Source organism: Bradyrhizobium sp. ARR65, from assembly GCF_000472385.1.
In the GTDB taxonomy this organism is placed as follows: Bacteria; Pseudomonadota; Alphaproteobacteria; order Rhizobiales; family Xanthobacteraceae; genus Bradyrhizobium.
The window spans coordinates 165,480-184,278 of record NZ_AWZU01000011.1; the positions used below are offsets into that span (position 1 = coordinate 165,480).

At 62.7% G+C, this 18,799-nt stretch carries 19 protein-coding genes; 8 read left to right on the top strand and 11 right to left on the bottom strand.

Going from position 1 to position 18,799, the window contains the following annotated elements:
* Positions 1 to 467 precede the first annotated feature (467 nt).
* Positions 468 to 800: an ATP-dependent Clp protease adapter ClpS gene (gene clpS / locus F758_RS0115310; protein WP_024508671.1), complete on the top strand. Its 333-nt coding sequence runs from the start codon at positions 468 to 470 to the stop codon at positions 798 to 800.
* A gap of 192 nt (positions 801 to 992) precedes the next feature.
* A complete protein-coding gene (clpA, locus tag F758_RS0115315; protein ID WP_024508672.1) occupies positions 993 to 3,392 on the top strand; it encodes an ATP-dependent Clp protease ATP-binding subunit ClpA in 2,400 nt (799 codons plus the stop codon).
* Between the two features lie 115 nt (positions 3,393 to 3,507).
* Here the strand turns inward: clpA and F758_RS0115320 are convergent, their stop codons facing one another.
* A complete protein-coding gene (locus tag F758_RS0115320; protein WP_024508673.1) occupies positions 3,508 to 4,932 on the bottom strand; it encodes an MFS transporter in 1,425 nt (474 codons plus the stop codon).
* A gap of 97 nt (positions 4,933 to 5,029) precedes the next feature.
* Complete coding sequence (locus F758_RS0115325) at positions 5,030 to 6,061, bottom strand: TRAP transporter substrate-binding protein (protein WP_024508674.1); 1,032 nt, start codon at positions 6,059 to 6,061, stop codon at positions 5,030 to 5,032.
* Between the two features lie 303 nt (positions 6,062 to 6,364).
* On the opposite strand from F758_RS0115325, the gene F758_RS0115335 reads away from it, so the two are divergent.
* Both F758_RS0115335 and tsaA read left to right on the top strand, forming a co-directional pair.
* A complete protein-coding gene (locus F758_RS0115335) occupies positions 6,365 to 7,351 on the top strand; it encodes a lytic transglycosylase domain-containing protein (RefSeq protein WP_157450027.1) in 987 nt (328 codons plus the stop codon).
* A 91-nt stretch (positions 7,352 to 7,442) separates the two neighbouring features.
* Positions 7,443 to 7,934: a tRNA (N6-threonylcarbamoyladenosine(37)-N6)-methyltransferase TrmO gene (gene tsaA, locus F758_RS0115340; RefSeq protein ID WP_024508677.1), complete on the top strand. Its 492-nt coding sequence runs from the start codon at positions 7,443 to 7,445 to the stop codon at positions 7,932 to 7,934.
* A 99-nt stretch (positions 7,935 to 8,033) separates the two neighbouring features.
* On the opposite strand, the gene F758_RS0115345 is transcribed toward tsaA, so the two are convergent.
* The 4 genes from F758_RS0115345 to F758_RS0115360 all read right to left on the bottom strand — a co-directional run bounded on the left by F758_RS0115345 (position 8,034) and on the right by F758_RS0115360 (position 11,164).
* On the bottom strand, positions 8,034 to 8,462 hold the full coding sequence (locus F758_RS0115345) for an HIT family protein (protein ID WP_024508678.1): 429 nt from the start codon (positions 8,460 to 8,462) through the stop codon (positions 8,034 to 8,036).
* Between the two features lie 50 nt (positions 8,463 to 8,512).
* The gene (locus tag F758_RS0115350) at positions 8,513 to 9,757 is read right to left on the bottom strand and encodes a GNAT family N-acetyltransferase (protein WP_024508679.1); all 1,245 of its coding nucleotides are present in this window, start codon (positions 9,755 to 9,757) and stop codon (positions 8,513 to 8,515) included.
* Positions 9,758 to 9,934: 177 nt separating this feature from the next.
* The gene (locus F758_RS0115355) at positions 9,935 to 10,681 is read right to left on the bottom strand and encodes a glycerophosphodiester phosphodiesterase (RefSeq protein ID WP_024508680.1); all 747 of its coding nucleotides are present in this window, start codon (positions 10,679 to 10,681) and stop codon (positions 9,935 to 9,937) included.
* Positions 10,682 to 10,696: 15 nt separating this feature from the next.
* Positions 10,697 to 11,164, bottom strand: coding sequence for a RidA family protein (locus F758_RS0115360; RefSeq protein WP_024508681.1), 468 nt, complete (start codon positions 11,162 to 11,164; stop codon positions 10,697 to 10,699).
* A gap of 239 nt (positions 11,165 to 11,403) precedes the next feature.
* Here F758_RS0115360 and F758_RS0115365 point away from each other — a divergent pair, with 239 nt between their 5' ends.
* Together F758_RS0115365 and F758_RS0115370 are read left to right on the top strand one after the other, a co-directional pair.
* A complete protein-coding gene (locus F758_RS0115365) occupies positions 11,404 to 12,258 on the top strand; it encodes a cell envelope integrity EipB family protein (RefSeq protein ID WP_024508682.1) in 855 nt (284 codons plus the stop codon).
* A gap of 195 nt (positions 12,259 to 12,453) precedes the next feature.
* Positions 12,454 to 12,705 (top strand): hypothetical protein, encoded by a 252-nt coding sequence (locus F758_RS0115370; RefSeq protein ID WP_024508683.1) that lies wholly within the window; start codon positions 12,454 to 12,456, stop codon positions 12,703 to 12,705.
* A gap of 109 nt (positions 12,706 to 12,814) precedes the next feature.
* Here F758_RS0115370 and F758_RS0115375 read toward each other — a convergent pair whose 3' ends face one another.
* Together F758_RS0115375 and F758_RS0115380 are read right to left on the bottom strand one after the other, a co-directional pair.
* A complete protein-coding gene (locus F758_RS0115375; RefSeq protein ID WP_035722152.1) occupies positions 12,815 to 14,104 on the bottom strand; it encodes a DNA polymerase IV in 1,290 nt (429 codons plus the stop codon).
* Positions 14,101 to 14,400: a DUF3572 domain-containing protein gene (locus tag F758_RS0115380; RefSeq protein WP_024508685.1), complete on the bottom strand. Its 300-nt coding sequence runs from the start codon at positions 14,398 to 14,400 to the stop codon at positions 14,101 to 14,103. Before F758_RS0115380 ends, F758_RS0115375 begins: the two co-directional genes overlap by 4 nt.
* A 235-nt stretch (positions 14,401 to 14,635) precedes the next feature.
* On the opposite strand from F758_RS0115380, the gene F758_RS0115385 reads away from it, so the two are divergent.
* Entirely contained in the window at positions 14,636 to 15,001 is a 366-nt protein-coding gene (locus tag F758_RS0115385; protein ID WP_024508686.1) for a response regulator, read from the top strand.
* A 12-nt stretch (positions 15,002 to 15,013) separates the two neighbouring features.
* Positions 15,014 to 16,387 (top strand): PleD family two-component system response regulator, encoded by a 1,374-nt coding sequence (locus F758_RS0115390; protein WP_024508687.1) that lies wholly within the window; start codon positions 15,014 to 15,016, stop codon positions 16,385 to 16,387.
* A 1,016-nt stretch (positions 16,388 to 17,403) separates the two neighbouring features.
* Here F758_RS0115390 and F758_RS0115395 read toward each other — a convergent pair.
* The 3 genes from F758_RS0115395 to F758_RS0115405 form a co-directional block, all read right to left on the bottom strand.
* Positions 17,404 to 18,066 carry an SOS response-associated peptidase gene (locus F758_RS0115395; protein ID WP_024508688.1) on the bottom strand — a complete coding sequence of 221 codons (663 nt, stop codon included), beginning with the start codon at positions 18,064 to 18,066 and terminating at the stop codon, positions 17,404 to 17,406.
* A 123-nt stretch (positions 18,067 to 18,189) separates the two neighbouring features.
* Positions 18,190 to 18,501: a YybH family protein gene (locus F758_RS52995; protein ID WP_157450030.1), complete on the bottom strand. Its 312-nt coding sequence runs from the start codon at positions 18,499 to 18,501 to the stop codon at positions 18,190 to 18,192.
* Positions 18,502 to 18,549: 48 nt separating this feature from the next.
* A partial coding sequence (locus F758_RS0115405) for a transposase domain-containing protein (RefSeq protein ID WP_024508690.1) occupies positions 18,550 to 18,799 on the bottom strand: 250 nt, incomplete at its 5' end.

Sequence of the window (18,799 nt, forward strand, 5' to 3'; positions counted from 1 at the left end):
GTCGCGTCGGCCGGGCTTTTTGTTTGGGCCAAGCAAGGGCTTGTTTGGGCGAAGCAAGGTCAGGGACTCGCCTGTTCCGCCGCCGCTGAAACTTGTCAGAAAGCGGACAGCTCTTGCGGAATCGCAAAGCCGAATGGAATTGGTTTTGTAAATCGGCGCAGGATTGATTAACCTACGATGTTGATCGTCTGGTCGGGAATCGACCTCGCCGTATGCGGGTCCAAGGACCCCGCGCTTGCGATGAGGCGCCGACTGACCCATATTCCATCGATCGATCCGCCCTGGGGGCCGGACCGAACGGGAGCGGCGATCTGGAAAGCTTGTCTGGAGACCGAGGTAGCTTCGGCAGCGTCACACGATCGCTATTCGGCTTCCGTGGGGACCTTTTGAACGCTTGTGCCATGTCGCAACTAACTTTGAGCTCTGATCCATCTGTTCGGCCCGCCTCCGCCGTCTTTGCCGTTCGAATGAGCAACGACGAGAACCGTACCGGGGGCGCAGGCGGTCCTTCCACCTCCGTCATCACCAAGGTCAAGCCGAAGACAAAGCGGCCTAATCTCTACCGCGTCCTGATCCTCAACGACGACTACACGCCGATGGAGTTCGTCGTTCACGTGCTGGAAAAATTTTTCAATAAGGACCCGGAAGCCGCGACCAAGATCATGCTGCACGTCCACCATCACGGGATTGGGGAGTGCGGCATCTTCACCTACGAGATCGCCGAGACCAAGGTGACGCAGGTGATGGATTTCGCGCGCAAGCACCAGCATCCCCTGCAGTGCGTAATGGAAAAAAAATAACGGCGCGCCCGTTCGGTCCAAAGCGGAACGGGTCTTGCATCGAGAAATACCGTGGACGGATGCCGCTGTTGCGACGCTTAACTCGCGGAACCGGTCTTTTGCCGCGAACTTGTATAACTATATGGTGAGCAAGGTTGTTGTTGCCTCGACGGGCGACGGCGATCATGATGGCAGGGGGCCACAGGAGCGCGAATGCCGACTTTTTCCCAGAGCCTTGAGCAATCCCTGCATCGTGCGCTGGCGATTGCCAATGAGCGACATCACCAATACGCGACGCTCGAGCATCTTCTGCTGTCGCTGATCGACGACTCCGATGCGGCGGCCGTGATGCGTGCCTGCAGTGTCGATCTCGACAAGCTGCGCACGAGCTTGGTCAACTATCTCGAAACCGAATTCGAAAATCTGGTTACCGACGGCGCCGATGACGCCAAGCCGACCGCCGGTTTCCAGCGCGTGATTCAGCGCGCGGTGATTCATGTCCAGTCGTCCGGTCGCGAAGAGGTGACCGGCGCGAATGTCCTGATCGCGATCTTCGCCGAGCGCGAAAGCCATGCTGCGTATTTCCTGCAGGAGCAGGACATGACGCGCTACGACGCCGTCAACTACATCAGCCACGGCATCGCCAAGCGGCCCGGTGTTTCCGAGGCGCGGCCCGTGCGCGGCGTTGACGAGGAGACGGAGACCAAGGGCAACGAGGACTCCAAGAAAAAGGGCGAAGCGCTCGAGACGTATTGCGTCAACCTCAACAAGAAGGCGCGCGACGGCAAGATCGACCCGGTGATCGGACGGAACTCCGAGATCAACCGCGCGATCCAGGTGTTGTGCCGGCGCCAGAAGAACAATCCGCTGTTCGTCGGCGAGGCCGGCGTCGGCAAGACCGCGATCGCCGAAGGTCTCGCCAAGCGCATCGTCGACAGCGAGGTACCGGAAGTGCTGGCAGCCGCCACCGTGTTCTCGCTGGACATGGGCACGCTGCTTGCGGGCACACGTTATCGCGGTGACTTCGAGGAGCGCTTGAAGCAGGTGCTGAAGGAACTGGAGGCGCATCCCAACGCGATCCTGTTCATCGACGAGATTCATACCGTGATCGGTGCCGGCGCCACCTCCGGCGGCGCCATGGATGCGTCCAATTTGCTGAAGCCGGCCCTGGCTTCGGGCACGATCCGCTGCATGGGCTCGACGACCTACAAGGAATATCGCCAACACTTTGAGAAGGACCGCGCGCTGGTGCGGCGCTTCCAGAAGATCGACATCAACGAGCCGTCGGTGGAAGACGCGATCGCGATCCTGAAGGGGCTGAAGCCCTATTTCGAGGACTATCACCGGCTGAAATACACCAATGAGGCGATCGAGGCTGCGGTGCAGCTGTCCTCGCGCTATATCCATGACCGCAAGCTGCCGGACAAGGCGATCGACGTGATCGACGAGTCGGGAGCGGCGCAGATGCTGGTCGCCGAGAACAAGCGCAAGAAGACCATTGGCATCAAGGAGATCGAAACCACGATCGCCACGATGGCGCGGATTCCGCCCAAGAGCGTCTCGAAGGACGATGCCGAGGTGCTGAAGCATCTCGAAACGACCTTGAAGCGCGTGGTTTTCGGTCAGGACAAAGCGATCGAGTCGCTTTCCGCTTCGATCAAGCTCGCACGTGCGGGCCTGCGCGAACCGGAAAAGCCGATCGGCTGCTATCTGTTCTCCGGTCCCACCGGCGTCGGCAAGACCGAGGTCGCAAAACAGCTCGCGGCGACGCTGGGCGTGGAGCTGTTGCGCTTCGATATGTCCGAATACATGGAGCGGCACACGGTGTCGCGCCTGATCGGCGCGCCTCCGGGCTATGTCGGCTTCGACCAGGGCGGTCTCTTGACCGACGGCGTCGATCAGCATCCGCATTGCGTGGTGCTGCTGGACGAAATCGAGAAGGCGCATCCGGATCTCTACAACGTGCTGCTGCAGATCATGGATCACGGCCGGCTCACCGACCACAACGGCAAGCAGGTCAATTTCCGCAACGTGATCCTGATCATGACGACGAATGCGGGCGCTGCCGATCTCGCCAAGCAGGCTTTTGGCTTCACCCGCAGCAAGCGCGAAGGCGACGACCACGAGGCCATCAACCGGCAGTTTGCGCCGGAATTCCGCAACCGCCTCGATGCCATCATCTCGTTCGCGCATCTCAATGTCGACGTGATCGGCATGGTGGTCGAAAAGTTCGTGCTGCAGCTCGAAGCGCAACTCGCCGACCGCGATGTCACCATCGAGCTGTCCGAGCCCGCCAAGGCCTGGCTGATCGAGCATGGCTACGACCAGCAGATGGGCGCGCGTCCGATGGCGCGCGTCATCCAGGAGCACATCAAGAAGCCGCTCGCGGACGAGGTGCTGTTCGGCAAGCTCAAGGGCGGCGGCCATGTTCGGGTCGTGCTGGTCAAGGATGAGGCAACGGGGACGGACAAGATCGGCTTCGAGTTCGTCGAAGGTCCGGTCACGCCGAAACCGGAGAAGCTGCCTGGCGCGCGCAAGCGTAAGCCGAAATCGGGTGGCCCGGGCGGCGGCGCCAAGGGGCCGACCTCGAAGGGGCCGCTGGTCAAAGTCTGACGCGTGCTTCGATTGATCGATCGAAAAGGCCGGCTGAAAAAGCCGGCCTTTTGCTTGTCGCGGCTTGATTGCGGGCTTGTCGATTGTGGGCGTTGGGCGGAGCGCCCTGCCGCGCTCACTCGCCCTTCAGGCGTTGACCGTCACGCACACGCACCTCCTCGACGCCGCGGGCGCCGGCGGGCGAGAGCCTGAGCATGCTCAGCATGGCGCCGACCAAGGCAAAGCCGACGCCGGCGAGCAGCGAGAGCTGCGTCCCCTCGGCCGGATAGCGTGCGAGGAACAGCGCAACCAGGGCGGCCCCCGTGGTTTGTCCAAGCAGCCGCGCGGTGCCCAGCATGCCGCTGGCGCCGCCGGAGCGCTCACGCGGTGCGGCCGCGATCATGGTGCGATTGTTGGGTGTCTGGAACAGGCCGAAACCGAAGCCGGCCAGCGCCATGCGCCAGATCACGTCCGAGGGCGTCGGATGCGCCGGTAACAGCGCGAGCGTCGCCAGCCCCAGCGCAAAGATAAGCAGCCCGATGCCGCCCAAAAGACCGGCCGGAAACCGCTCGACCAGCCGGCCCGCGAGCGGAGCGGCGAAGGCGACCGCGATCGGCCAGGGCGTGATCAATAGACCCATGCGAACGGCCGTGTAACCGAAACGGCTCTGCAGATAGAAGGGCAACGCGACAAACGCCAGCATCTGACCGCAGAACGAGGCGATTGAGGTTGCGATCGACAGTGCAAAGATCGGAATCCGCAACAGGTCGATCGGCAACAGCGGCGGGGTTTCCATGTGCGTTTCGCGGTAGATCAGCGCGGCGGCGGCGGCGGCCGCGATCGCGAATTGCAGCAGGACGGTAGCGAGGGGCTCGCCATGACCGACGCTGTCGATGGCGGCGATCCCGACTCCGAAGGTGATGGCGCTGAGGCCGGCGCTCTGCCAGTCGAAGGCGTGTTCGGCGGGCCTTGCATACGGCAGAGAGCGCCAGGCGAGCGCTAGCGTGATGAGGCCGATCGGCACGTTCACGGCAAACAGGTAGGGCCAGCTTGCCACGGCCAGAATGCCGGCGGCGATGGTCGGGCCGACCGCGGCGGAGGTCGCAACCACCATGGCATTGATGCCGATGCCGCGGCCAAGCTGGTCGTGCGGATAGGTGTAACGCACCAAAGCGGAGTTGACGCTAAGGATGCCGGCCGCGCCAAATCCCTGTACGATGCGCGCAACCGTAAGCAGCAGCAGAGTATGCGCGAGCGCGCAAAACAGCGATGCGAGCGTAAACAGCACCAGCCCGGCGATATAGACACGCCGATAGCCGATGATCTCGCCGAGCGAGGCCAGCGGAAGCAGCGAGATGGTCACCGCGAGCTGGTAGCCATTGACGATCCAGATCGAGAACGCCGGCGAGGCATTGAGGTCACTTGCGATGGTCGGCAGGGCGACATTGGCGATTGCGCCGTCGACCACCGCCATCACGATACCAAACGCAATCGTTACGATCGCCCAATAGCGCTGCGGCAAGGGCAGGCCATCGGCGTACTCAACAACTGTAGGAGACATCCTAAAGAATCGAACCTTGCTTGACTGCCCGGCAAACTAGCCGGAATAGGGCCAACCGAGCAGGCGGGGCAGGGTTCCATCAGCTATGCGCGCAACCTTATTGCTTCGTTGCCCATTCCACGATCTCGACCGCAACACTCGAATTCCGCGCCTTCCAGGCGGCGATCGGGGCCGTCGCGGCCTGCCGCAGCGTGGCAATGAGGGCCGCGGGTGCCGGCTCTGCGACGCTGACGCCGTTGGCCCGCATCCGCGCATAGTTTTCGCTGCTTCTGTTCACGAGCAGGTCGAACTGGCTCTGCTCGGTCTCGGCGGCGGCTGCCTCCACCTCGCCCTTGAGCGTATCCGGGAGCGCCTCAAAATCCGCTGTCCGCACGAAGGCAAGCGAGACCGGCATGGCATAATTGATCGCGGTAAAATGCGGCAGATAGTCCCAGAGCTTGCGTCCGGCGCCGCCGTCGCCGGAGGTGAGGAAGGCATTGAGCCGGTGCTCCTTCAATCCCGCGATCGCCTCGTTCAAGGGGAGGAATTCAGCGCTTGCGCCGGCCGCGCGCATCACAGCTGTCGAGCTGTCGTCGTAGGTACGCAGCTTGAGGTGAGCCAAGTCGTCATGGACGAGCAGCGGCTGCTCCGACCACAGGCCGGTCGCCGGCCAGATCGTGAGATAGAGCAGTTTCAGGCCCTGCGTCCGCAGCGCCTGTTCGTAAAGCGGCCGCGCCCGCCTGTTGACGGTGCGGGCAACGTCGGCCGATTGCACCACGAAGGGCAGAGTCGGCAGGCCGAACACTGCATCGAGACGCGTGAGCGCGCCGGCAAAGGCGTCGCCGCCGCTGATCAGTCCTTCCTTGGCGGCGCGCGGCATGTCGCCCGAAGTGATCCTGGCCTCGTTATCGAAAGCGATGGTTACGCTGAGGGCACCGCCGGTGCGCGCCGAGACAAGCCGCGCGAAGGTTGCCAGCCCGGTGCCCGAAATGTTGTTTTGGGGATATTCCGTCACCATCCGCCATGTCGCCTGCGCCAGCGCCGGGGTCGCAAATGACGTCACAGCGACGGCGATCAGAACCGCGCAAGCGAGGATCAGTTTGTCAGGGAGCGACAGGGTCTTTGGGCGCGAAGAGACGAATCGTTGCATGCCATCGCTGCGAGGCTGGAGAAAGTGCCTCACAATCGAGCGTATCGTCGCCTCAACGTCAACGGCGAGAAAGCGGCTTAGGCGTAAGATTCCGCATCGCGCTTTCAGACCGCGGGATAAGGCAATGTCACGGGCGCGATGATCTGCTTGAGGCGGATCAACACGGCTGCGGGGCATTTCTCCCGAGCCTTCACAAGAGCTTGGAGGGCGGCGTCGCGGCTTGCGTTCGCGACGAATTGCCACGATCTTTTTTCAAAAGACGGACCGGTGCGTCCTTCTGTCGAGCGTCCCGAGGGAACAAGCATGCGTCTGCGGGCTTCTGTCGGCATGCGTGCCGTCTTCTCCCTTGCCGTGATCGCGCTCTTGGCGCTGACCAACACCGCATCGGCGGACGACACGCCGGCCAAGACCGGCATCGCAACGCCGAGCGTCGAGGAATTGGCCATTCCTAAGCAGCCGCCGAAGTCCGGCGAGGCCGACAGCAGTACCCGGGAAGCGATCTGCCTGATGGTGGAATCGGCGGCTCGCGCCAACGACCTGCCGCTCGAATTTTTCGCCCGCGTGATTTGGCAGGAGAGCCGTTTTCAGTCGGACGCGGTCGGCCCTGTGACGCGCAATGGCCAGCGCGCGCAAGGCATCGCCCAGTTCATGCCGGGTACGGCCAGCGAGCGGCGGCTGCTCGATCCCTTCGATCCGGTGCAGGCGTTGCCGAAATCCGCGGAATTCTTGGCAGAGCTGCGCAATCAATTCGGTAATCTCGGACTGGCTGCAGCCGCCTACAATGCCGGTCCGCGCCGGGTGCAGGAATGGCTTGCGGGGCAAGGCCCCATGCCGGAGCAAACCCGCAACTATGTTGTGGCGATTACGGGGTCGACGGTGGACGAATGGGCCGCGGCGGGCAAGGGCGCCAAGATGCCGCCGAGCAGCCCCATGACGTCGTGCCGTGAGTTGATGGCGCTGTTGAAACGCGCGCCCAATCCATTCGTCACTCAGCTCGAGCATCATGTGCAGCTCGCGGCCGCGAAGCTCTGGGGCGTGCAGCTCGCCGCCGGCTTTGATCGCGACAAGGCGCTGGCAATGTATGCCCGCGCGATCAAAGGGCTTGGTTCGATCATCGGCGATCGGGACCCGAGCATTCTCTCTTCCGTCATGCGCAACCGCGGCACGCGACCATTCTATCAAGTGCGGATCGGTGCTGATACTCGGCCCGAAGCGGACGATCTCTGTAACCGCATCCGCCGCGCCGGCGGCGCTTGCTTTGTGCTGCGGAATATGGGGGTAAGGGGTTAGAACCGTAGGCTCGCCATCCGCAGGTTGAGGTGCCGCAATTGCGGCGCGGCGATAATTCGCTAGACTCGCGGCCAACTCGCAGGACGGACACATGGTACGAGAGAATGAACTTCGTGAAGGCGAGGTCGCGGTCGAGATGCCGCAGACCGTGGACGCCGGTCTTGTCTTCATCGGCCGCATCCGCACGCCCTGGACCTCGCGGCTGGAGACGCCCCGCCAGGGTCGCCATGACGGGCCGATTTGCCGGCTGGAGATCTTCGAGCCCTGGGTGCCCGCGATCAAGGGCGTCGATTTCTACAGCAACCTCGAAGTGATCTACTGGCTCGACAAGTCGCGGCGCGACCTGGTGCTGCAGAGTCCGAAAAACAACAGGGCGACTCGCGGTACCTTCTCGCTGCGCTCGCCGGTGCGCCCCAACCCGATCGGGACGTCCATCGTCAAGCTTGAGGGCGTGGAGGGTAATACGATCCTCGTGCGTGGCCTCGATTGTCTCGACGGCACGCCGTTACTCGACGTCAAGCCGGACCGCTGCGAGTTCACGCCGCTGGCCCAGCCCCAGCCGGGAGATTTTCAGACGGGATAGCCCGGCCGTCGTTGCGAGCGAAGCGAAGCAATTCAAAGCCACTCAAGGGCTCTGGAAAGCTTCGTCGCCTGCGCTCCTCGCAATGACGAGTGGGGAGACCTACACTCCCTTCAACGCCGCAATCAGTTTGGCGGCGTGGTCCTCCAGCACCTTGACATCTTCCCTGCGGCTTGCGGGCGGTAGCAGCGCTATGCCCTCTTGGCGGGGCATCACGTGCACATGCAGGTGAAACACCACTTGACCGCCCGCCGCCTCGTTGAACTGCTGAATGGTGAGGCCATCGGCATTGAACGCGGTCTTCGCCGCACGCGCGATGATGCGCGTTGCGCGCGCCACGTGCAGATAGTCCTCCTCGTTGATATCGAGGATATTGCGGGCAGGGGCCTTGGGAATCACCAGCGTGTGGCCGGGCGCGCGCGGCATGATGTCGAGGAAGGCGAGCACATGCTCGTTCTCATAGACCTTATGGCAGGGAAATTCGCCACGCAAAATTTTTGCGAAGACGTTGTTGTTGTCATAGGCGATCATGGCGGCTCCCGAACAAATTTGGCGCAATTTCGCCGCGCGTGCGCGCGTGGTCAAGGCGCTTCGTCGGCCTTTCGAAATGGTGCGGCTTCGGCAAGCTCGCGGCCGGCCTCGGCCACATAGGCGCGCTCGCGCTTGAGGTAGTCGGCGATCGCCCGCCGCAAGCCAGGATCGGCGATATAATGCGCGGAATAGGTGGTCTGCGGCAGGTAGCCGCGCGCGAGCTTGTGCTCGCCCTGCGCGCCCGCCTCAACCACCTTGAGGCGATGTTTGATCGCAAATTCCATCGCCTGATAGTAGCAAACCTCGAAGTGCAGAAACGGGTGATGCTCGATCGCGCCCCAGTGACGACCGAACAGCGTGTCCGAGCCGATAAAGTTGATCGCGCCTGCGATCCAGCGATGGTTGCGCCGTGCCATCACCAGGAGCACGTCGCTCGCCATGCTCTCGCCGATCAGCGAATAGAATGCACGGGTCAGGTACGGCCGGCCCCATTTGCGCGAGCCGGTTTCCATGTAGAACTCGAAAAAGGCGTCCCATGCATCCTCGGTGATGTCGGAGCCCGTGAGCCAATGAATGGTGATGCCGGCTGCGAGCGCATCGCGGCGCTCGCGCTTGATCGCCTTGCGGTGGCGCGAATTAAGGGTGGCGAGGAAATCGTCGAAGGTTGCAAAGCCCTGATTGTGCCAGTGGAACTGCTGGTCGGTACGCTGCAAGAAGCCATGCTTGGCGAGAAGCTTCCATTCTGCTTCCGGCGCGAAGGTGACATGCGCCGACGAGGCCTTGCTGACGCCGGTGAGCGCGATCAACCCGCTCGCAAGAGCCGATGCGATCTGCTCGCGATTCACGTGGTCGCGGATCAGAAGGCGCGGGCCGGTCGCCGGCGTGAAGGGAACTGACGCCTGCAGTTTCGGGTAATAACGCCCGCCGGCGCGCTCATAGGCGTCCGCCCAGCCGCGGTCGAAGACATACTCGCCCTGCGAATGCGATTTCAGATAGCACGGCACAATGCCGGCAATGGTGCCATCGATTTTCGCCAAAAGATGCCGCGCCGCCCAGCCGGTTCGCACCGTCGCCGAGCCGGAGGCCTCCAACGCCGAGAAAAATGCGTGCGAAACAAAGGGGTTGTAAGAGGCTTTTGTCTCCACGCAGGAGCCGGCTGCGCCGCCATCCAAATCCGCGGCAAGGCCACTTCCCCGGTTGCTTGGGGCTCGCGGATTGGCACACGCGTCCCACGCTTCAGCCGGAACATCGGCGACGGAGGGAACTGCTTCGAGGGTGATTTCGGAAGACGCCATCTGCCCTGAAGATCGTGCATCGCAGCAGGGACTTCAAGAGGTGATCTTAGGGCAGTCATTCCGTGCGTCGAGCAAAACAGATGCACCGCCATTCCGGGATGGTCCGAAGGACCAGACCCGGAATCTCGAGATTCCGGGTTCGGTGCTGCGCACCGCCCCAGAATGACGACGGCCGGCTTACGGCACAAATCCCTCGAATATCATCTGATCCGCATAGCGCCCGGCACGAGCGCGCTGCTCGGGGGTGCGTACGGTCCAGGTCAACAACGGGCAGCCGAAGATATTGCGGGCGAGCCAGGGCGCTGCCGCAGGCAGCTCGTTGACGTAATAGGCGACGAAATCCGGCTGCGTCCGAAAGTAATGGCGCAGATGCGTCATGTCGCGCCGCTGCGTGGGCGAGGCTTCCGGCCAATCCTCTTCGGTGTAGTGTCGCTCGGCAACGATGCCGCGCGGACGCGAGGGGATCAGTTCGCGCAACGCCATCACCTGATCGGGATCGAACGACATCCCGACCGCCGGACCATCATAGGAGGACAGCACCTGCGCCATGCGCGTCACGAGCTTGCGGTCGCCATCGAAATGGCTCTTGACCTCGATGACCAGCGGCACGCGGCCGGCGACCAGCTCGCAGAGTTCGGCGAGCGTCATCATGGGCTCGGAGGTCGCCTTGAAGCGCACCGCCTTTAGTTCCGCGGCGGTCTTGTCGCGCAGGCGGCCGCTGCTCTCGGTGAGACGGCCCAGCACATCATCGTGGTGCACCATGGCTTCGCCATCGGCGCTGAGCTGGATGTCGCATTCGATGGCGAAATTGCCGGCGATCGCGCCACGCGCCGCCGCCGGCATATTCTCGATGGCGCCGCGCGCCCCGTCGTGCAGGCCGCGATGGGCGATCGGCCGCGCCGTCAGCCAATCCGGTGCGCGCAAGACAGGCGTCCTCGATCAGGCGACTTCGAAGAGGCCCTCAACCTCCACCGAAGCATCCGCGGGCAGCGCCGCCACGCCGACCGTGGTGCGAGCATGGCGGCCCTTGTCGCCGAACACCTCGACCATCAGGTCCGAAGCACCGTTGAGCACTTTGGGCCCCTCGAGGAAATCCGGCGCCGAGTTGACGAAGCCCCCGAGGCGGACCACCCGAACGACCTTGTCGAGATCGCCGACCGCGGCCTTGACCTGCGCGAGCAGGTTGATGGCGCAGCCGCGCGCGGCCGCGTTGCCCTGTTCGACCGTGACGCCGGCGCCGAGCTTGCCCTTGGCGATCAGCTTGCCGGTCGCATCGAAGCAGACCTGGCCGGAGACGAACAGGAGATTGCCGGTCCGGACAAAGCCGACATAGTTCGCCACGGGCGCGGCCGGTTGGGGCAGGGTGATGCCAAGGGATGCCAATTTCTGTTCGATCGTGCCCGCCATGTGACGTCCTCGCTCTAGAAGGGTGCCCAAATTCCCGATCGGCCTCCGATCGGGCGCGGCCTTGTTTCGCCCATTGCGCCATGACATGCAAGCGGGCCTCGCGCGGCAGGCGCGGAGGACTTTTCTCTGGAAAAACAAGATTGTGCGCGGGAAAGGCGCACTTTTCCGTGAAGCGGCCCCAGTTGCGACGCAATGGACCGGTGATAAGCTTTGCGAATCTCTCCGCTCAAGGATCGGTCATGACTCATACTTTCCGGACGTCGTTCGGTGCGCTGGCAATTGCGGCTCTAGCTTGCGGACCGGTGCAAGCCTGGGCGGCCGTGCCGTTTCTGCCGCATCAGGCGCTGTATGATCTGAGCCTTCTGAAGTCGCGCGGCTCCAACCCGATCAACAGCGCGCGCGGCCGTATCCTTTATAATTTTTCCGGCAATGCCTGTGAGGGCTACACCTCGGATTTCCGGCAGGTCTCCGAACTGGAGATCGGCGAGGGCAAGATGATGCTGAGCGACCTGCGCTCGAGCTCATGGGAGGATGGTGCGGGCAAGACCTATCGCTTCAATATCGAGACGCGGACCAATGATGGCGATCCAACCCCGGTCGACGGCATTGCCGAGCGCACTGGCGATCACATCACCGTCAAGCTGAAGCAGCCCGAGAACAAGACGTTCACGATCGACGGCGCGACCGTGTTTCCGACCGAGCAGATCAAGCGCATCATTGCTGCGGCCAAGGAAGGCAAGTCGCTGCTCGAGCTGACCGTCTACGACGGATCGGACAATGGCGAGAAGGTCTACAATACGCTGACCGTCATCGGGCAAGCGATCCCGGGCGACAAGGCGGTTGCTTCTCCGGATCCCTCCACTGAGAACGCCCAGATGAAGTCGCTGACGCGCTGGCCGGTTACGGTGAGCTATTACGACCGCGATGCCAAGAACAAGGAAGGCGAGCAGACGCCGGTCTATGCGATGTCCTTCGAGCTGTTCGAGAACGGTGTCTCGCGCGCACTGGTGCTCGACTACAATGATTTCGTCATCGCCGGCACGCTCGCAAAGTTCGACATCAAGGACGCCAAGGAGAGCAAGCCTTGTAATTGAGGCGAGCAGGCGCGTCACGCGCAGCCATTAAATACCCCGTTATGGTTTTCCAAATCTCGTGATCGTCGGACGCGCAAGGCTCGCGCGTCCTTGAATCAATGTGAGCCGCCGATCCCTTTAAACGGCCGCGCGCGTCTCTCATCTCCGTGGAGAAGCCACATAGCATTGGCTTCTCACAATCGATGGAGAGATAGAATGGCCAAGCTGAAATTCCTGTCGGCAGCCGTGCTTGCTGCAGCTATGCTCGCTACTCCCGCCATGGCGCGGCAGCACCATGCGACGTCGAGGGCGGTCGCAGAGGATGCCTATGCCAGCGTCGGGCCCGTCGCGCCTTATGGTGCGTATTACACCGGGGGCTATCGTTGTGTCCCGGCGCCGCGCATCGGCGCATTTGCCAGCGCGCCCTGGACCAACAGCACGCCTTGCGAGCCCGGGTCGTTCTATTGATCCGCTGCGGGCAAGCCGTCATTACGACTGAACCGAGGCAATCCAGCGCCGCGTGAAGATTCTGGATTGCTTCGTTCGGTTCACTCCTCGCAATGACGGCTCTCGCGCTTCACCCCGCCTTTTCCGGCCCGCCATAGGCGATACCGCGGATTACCGCGCCTGCGCCGAATTTCTTGCGCAGATCATCCATCGCTCGTTCCGCATGCGCGGCGCGGCGGTCGAGCATGTCGCTGTCGTCGGCCTGCGATCCCGGCCGCAGCGCGCTGACGCCGGCTCCCATCAGGCGGAAGGCGGTGCCATCGATTTCTTTCGCGAGGAGTTCGCGCGAGACCGCAAAAATCTTGGCGGCAAGCTGGGTCGGCGCGGAGATCGATTGCGAGCGCGTGCGCTGGCGGAAATCCGCGGTCTTCAGCTTCAGCGTGATGGTCGAGCCGGCTAGGCCCGCATTCTTCAGCCGCAGCGACACTTTTTCCGACAGCCGCCACAACAGCCTTTCCAGGGTGGCGAAATCGCGGATGTCGGATTCGAACGTGGTCTCGCTGGAAATCGTCTTGGCGCCGCGATCGGGCACGACCTTGCGATCGTCGATGCCGCGCGCCAGCCGCCACAGCCTGCGTCCATCGGACGGAAACTGCTTCATCAACTCGATCTCGTCGGCGCGCTGCAGATCGGCGACGGTTCGAAAGCCGCCCCTGGCGAGCCTTTCCTGTGTTGCCGGCCCCACGCCGAAGATGAACCCGACCGGCTTGTCGGCCAATAGTGCACGCGCTTCCTCTTGGTCGAGCGCAGCAAACCCGCGGGGCTTGTCGAGATCGGACGCGACCTTGGCCAGGAATTTGTTGCAGGACAGCCCGACCGACACCGTGATCCCGACGCCGCGCTCGACGTCGCGGGCAAAGCGCGCCAGCACCTTCGCCGGGATCATGCCGTGGACCCGCTGCGTGCCGGCGAGATCGAGAAAGGCCTCGTCGATCGAGAGCGGTTCCACCAAGGGCGTAAGCCGCAGCATCGCCTGGCGCACCTCGCGGCCGACCCGAACATATTTCGCCATGTCGGGTGGGATCACCACCGCGCCGGGGCAGAGTTCCAGTGCCTTGAACATCGGCATCGCCGAGCGCACGCCATAGGTGCGCGCGATATAGCAGGCCGCCGAGACCACGCCGCGCTTTCCCCCGCCGATGATGACGGGCCTGTCCGCGATATCAGGGTTGTCGCGCTTTTCGACCGTGGCGTAGAACGCATCGCAGTCGATATGGGCGAGCGCCAGCGCGGGCAGTGCCCGATGACGGACGAGGCGGGGGGAACCGCATTCGCCGCAGCGCTTTACTCTCGCGTCCAGGTCGCCGAGGCAGTCCCGGCAGAAACAGGTCGGCCCCACCACTGGCGCGGGTTCGCTCACGGCACGTCGCGCTCCCACCTGGGATCGCCGAGCACTTCGCGCGCGGCGGCAATGTTGGTCGGGTGCAGGTCGGAGGCCTTCGCGAATGCCTTCACGGTCGCGTCATCGCGCATCACGAAGTCGAGCACGCTGGCCAGGAATCGGGGATCGGTGGCCGACTTGCGCAGGGTGTCCGGCCCGATTCCTGTCTCGGCCAGGAACAGGCCTAGCCTTTCCGGGTCGCCCGCAATAAAATTCAGGGCCTGAATCGCAACGATTTCAGCCACTTCCCGAGGGTTTTGAACAGGCTTTTTCAACGGCCGGATTTGCCTTTCCGTTAACTTATGATGTCTAATTTGCAACCCATCATGCCCGAGTCTTCCGGACCTGTTCAAGCAAGTGGCAACCACAACGACGAAGAAGAAGAGCGGACTTAACGGGTTGGAGCGAATCTGACGCTAGTTTGAATTAGATTTCGCCGGCAAAGTCGGCTGAGGGTCGAACGCAACTCAAACCGGGCCAGCTCTTGGGACGAGAGAATTGGAGGACGGGATGGCTAAGACCGTCCTGATCGTGGAGGACAACGAGCTTAACATGAAGCTCTTCCGCGATCTGTTGGAGGCTCACGGCTATCAGACCTCGGGGACCAGCAACGGTTTCGAGGCGCTCAATCTGGTGCGCAAGATGCGCCCCGACCTGATCCTCATGGACATTCAGCTCCCGCAAGTTTCCGGGCTCGAAGTGACGCGTTGGATCAAGGACGATCCGGAATTGCGCGCGATCCCTGTCGTGGCCGTCACCGCCTTCGCGATGAAGGGTGACGAGGAACGTATCCGCGAAGGCGGCTGCGAGGCTTATCTTTCGAAGCCGATTTCGGTCGGCAAATTCATTGAAACTGTCAGGCGATTTATCGGGTAGGAGTGAGTTTCAGTGTCCGCGCGTATCTTGGTGGTCGACGACGTCCCCGCCAACGTCAAGCTTTTGGAAGCCCGTCTGTCGGCCGAGTATTTTGACGTGATGACGGCGCGCAACGGAACTGAAGCGCTGAAGATGTGCCAGCGCGCCGAGTGCGACCTGATCCTGCTCGACGTGATGATGCCGGACATGGACGGCTTTGAGGTCTGCCGTCGCCTGAAATCCGATCCGGCGACGCATTTCATTCCCGTGGTCATGGTGACCGCGCTCGACAGCCCCGCCGACCGCGTTCGCGGGCTCGAGGCCGGTGCCGATGATTTTCTGACCAAGCCGGTTTCCGACATCGTGCTGCTCGCACGGGTGCGCTCGCTGACCCGGTTGAAGATGATGACCGATGAGCTGCGCATGCGGGCGCTGACCTCGCTCGAGATCGGAGTGCAGGCGCCGGAGCGCAGCGCGGTTGCCGACACCGGGAAGGGCGGCCGCATCCTCCTGGTCGACGACCGACCGTCATCCTATGAACGGATCTCGCCGCTGCTTGCAGCCGAGCACAGCATCGATGTCGAGACCAATCCGGCAGAAGCGCTGTTTCACGCCGCCGAAGGCAACTACGACCTTCTGATCGTTTCGCTCGATCTCGACCATTTCGATGGGCTTCGCCTCTGCAGCCAGGCGCGCTCGCTGGAGCGCACGCGGCATGTGCCGATCCTTGCCATTGCCGATCCCGAGAGCAACACGCGGCTGTTGCGCGGGCTCGAGATCGGGGTCAACGACTATCTGTTGCGCCCGGTCGACAAGAACGAACTGATGGCGCGCGCGCGCACCCAGATCCGCCGGCGCCGCTATACCGACCATCTGCGCGACAATGTGCAGAACTCGATCGAGATGGCGATCACCGACGCGCTGACCGGACTGCATAATCGCCGCTACATGGAGAGCCATCTGGCGACGCTCGCCGAACAGGCGGCATCCCGCGGCAAGCCGCTCGCGCTGATGATGCTCGACATCGACTATTTCAAGTCGATCAACGACACCTATGGCCACGATGCGGGCGACGACGTGCTGCGTGAGTTCGCCGTACGCGTGCGCAAGTCGATCCGCGGCATCGACCTCGCGTGCCGCTATGGCGGCGAGGAGTTCGTGATCGTGATGCCGGAGACCGATCTGCACGTCGCCGGCATGGTGGCCGAACGGCTGCGCCGCAGCATTGCCGGCGAGCCGTTTGCGGTCAACAAGGGAGCCAAGCAGATCGAGGTCACGATCTCGATCGGGCTCTCGACGCTGGAGCAAAAGGGCGAGGCGGTCGCCGATGTCTTAAAGCGCGCCGATAAGGCGCTCTATCGCGCCAAGCACGACGGCCGCAACCGCGTCGTGGCGCAGGCGGCGTGATGTCCACTCGGTGTCGTCCGGGCGAAAGCCGGGACGACTCTCGTTGAGACCTTCAGATTCGATTTTCAAACAGCGCACTCCGTCATTGCGAGGAGCGAAGCAATCCAGACTGCATGCGCGGAAGCATTCTGGATTGCTTCGCTCCTCGCAATGACGGCGAGTAGACACAAACCCGCGTTCTCGCGACGCCTTGCGCCCGAGTCTTGCATCGTCCATGCCCCTCCGAAGTACAGAGGGCGCAGGGAAAGCCGGGTGGCCGCTGCACCCGGGGCCCTCGCGCCAAGAAGATTGCGCAAAGGGCGCGTGACCACAGGTACAGGCGGGAACACTCCGGCCTTCCCTGCGCAGTGGCTTTACGGCTTACTTCGGGCTCTCCCCGGTGAACCAGCTTGATTGCCACCGTCGCCTTGCGAGCGCCTTTGGAGCGCTCACAAAACTTGGCGCCTGCATGGGCGCGCCAGGACCACACGACTTCGCCGTACGCGATCGGGCGCTGCTCGTCGGTCAGCGCTCTCGCGTCCACCGCATTCCGCTCCACGTTCGTGACGACGCGTACGCCCTCTGCAAGGAAGCGGGACGCGCAGACCATACGATTGATTCGGGTTTCTGAAAAACAGAAATATTTTCCCGCTGGGGACTGGACAGGATTTTCGGCGGAGCGCTCGTCGGGCAAATCACTCTTCGAGCGTGCGGCAGTTGGGTGTGTCGACCTAGACGAGACCAGCGGTCGCCAGTCGCAGTTGCTCAATCACGTTAGCCCGATCCTAGTGTTGTGTTTATCGAAACTGCCGCGCTGTCGGATGATGCAAACGAGTTCTCACTTGCGTTCCCGCATGAGTGCAAGAATGGGAAATTATCGCCCCGAAAGTGGGGCACTTTGAACAAGATACCAATTCTCGCCCTCACGCTGCTGTGCTCAACAAACTTGACCTACGCAAGAGGCGGCCACGACTTTCGCACCTGTCGCACAAGGTGTGCTGCGCCGCCAATCTAGCGATCGGCGCAGGGCGCAACACCTATGCTGCGGCCTTATCTTCGTTGTCCTCGCCGCGCATCACGATCTTGAGCGCATCATCCGGCAATCGCCGCTGCAGCGCCTTCGCCTCATCCCACGGCGCCCGCATCCAAACGTCACGCTCCTCATCCGTGGTCAAGATCACCGGCATCGCCTTCGCGTGGATCGGCTTCACGACCGCATTCGCCTCCGTCGTCAGAAAGCCGTAAACGAGGTGAGGGCCCGCGATCGGCTTCGACTTGGTGCCCCGGTCGCCGTTGAACGTGGTCCATATCCCGGCGAACGCGAACAGCGGCCGATCCTCATTAAGCGCGAACCAGACTACGTCCTTCTTCTTCGTCTCAGGATTCGGTTCTGGCGCGTATTCCGCGAAGCTGTTAGCCGGGACTAGGCAACGGTTCTCGGGTTTGAGCCACATGCGCCAGTGCGGCGATGATGTATTGCGGATGTTGGTGACGGGTGGACCGGGCTTGCTCGGCGGTGGGGGCATGCCCCAGCGCATCGTCACCATCTCGGTGCCCGTGCTCGTGTTGCGGATCACAGGGGCAGGATAGTCCGGGAAGAAGCCCGGCATCGGCGGCAAGTTGCCGACGTAGCGGTTGACGACCCGGAACAGGGCGATGATGGCCGCTTGGTTCGTCGTGATCGAGTAGAGATTGCACATTGCAGGATGTTGAGCGAAAAGGCCGAGCAAGCTCCACAATCGGACTTTGCAAAAAGGAAGCCGCCGACGGAAGGCGGCTTCCTTCCTGTTTTTGGTTGCAAATGCTATGGCGCGTCCATTGCCTTAGTCTTTCGGAGGCGGTGCCTTCGGGATGGCCGACACCATCCGGATTTTCAACTTTCCGTCCTCGCGGAGGTATACTGCGGTCCAACGGCCCGCAAGCTCAATAGCCTCCCCACTCTGGTTCTTGCCGGTGATGCGGTACTCGCCCAACGCGAGGGCCGTATCGCTTCCCAACGGCCACGCCTGATCCACTGCTATTTCTTCGTGATTAAACCCAGCCTTGAATAGGCCTTGGTAGAACTCTGCGATATTCGTGTGTGGTCCCGCTGGGTTAACGAGAGCACCGTAAGCATACGACCAATACCGCGGGATTCCCGGGCGTGCGGATAGTCGTTGCCGGCTATGATGATGCCGAGGGTTTCAGGCGGCCTGAGCCGCAGCGGNGNCTTTTGCTTTCCACTCCCACGGGAGNAGTTCGTGCAGGCGGGATTGCGCGATTTCTGCGATGCGTCTGAAGACGTCGGCGAGCCAGACCTTGGGGTCGACGTCGTTGAGGCGCGCAGTCATGATGAGGGTGAGCATGACGGCGGCCCGGTGCGCGCCGCGGTCGGATCCCGCGAACAGCCAGGCCTTTCTGCCCAGAGCCAATCCGCGCAGGCTCCGTTCGGCG

Bases quoted from the DNA above. Each gene is read 5' to 3' on its own strand.
- F758_RS0115360 (WP_024508681.1), bottom strand. From the start codon at position 11,164: ATGGCGGGCACGATCGAACAGAAATTGGCATCCCTTGGCATCACCCTG.
- F758_RS0115345 (WP_024508678.1), bottom strand. From the start codon at position 8,462: ATGATCGCCTATGACAACAACAACGTCTTCGCAAAAATTTTGCGTGGC.
- F758_RS0115365 (WP_024508682.1), top strand. From the start codon at position 11,404: ATGACTCATACTTTCCGGACGTCGTTCGGTGCGCTGGCAATTGCGGCT.
- clpA (WP_024508672.1), top strand. From the start codon at position 993: ATGCCGACTTTTTCCCAGAGCCTTGAGCAATCCCTGCATCGTGCGCTG.
- F758_RS0115320 (WP_024508673.1), bottom strand. From the start codon at position 4,932: ATGTCTCCTACAGTTGTTGAGTACGCCGATGGCCTGCCCTTGCCGCAG.
- F758_RS0115385 (WP_024508686.1), top strand. From the start codon at position 14,636: ATGGCTAAGACCGTCCTGATCGTGGAGGACAACGAGCTTAACATGAAG.
- F758_RS0115335 (WP_157450027.1), top strand. From the start codon at position 6,365: ATGCGTCTGCGGGCTTCTGTCGGCATGCGTGCCGTCTTCTCCCTTGCC.
- F758_RS0115395 (WP_024508688.1), bottom strand. From the start codon at position 18,066: ATGTGCAATCTCTACTCGATCACGACGAACCAAGCGGCCATCATCGCC.
- F758_RS0115350 (WP_024508679.1), bottom strand. From the start codon at position 9,757: ATGGCGTCTTCCGAAATCACCCTCGAAGCAGTTCCCTCCGTCGCCGAT.
- tsaA (WP_024508677.1), top strand. From the start codon at position 7,443: ATGGTACGAGAGAATGAACTTCGTGAAGGCGAGGTCGCGGTCGAGATG.
- F758_RS0115325 (WP_024508674.1), bottom strand. From the start codon at position 6,061: ATGCAACGATTCGTCTCTTCGCGCCCAAAGACCCTGTCGCTCCCTGAC.
- F758_RS0115370 (WP_024508683.1), top strand. From the start codon at position 12,454: ATGGCCAAGCTGAAATTCCTGTCGGCAGCCGTGCTTGCTGCAGCTATG.
- clpS (WP_024508671.1), top strand. From the start codon at position 468: ATGAGCAACGACGAGAACCGTACCGGGGGCGCAGGCGGTCCTTCCACC.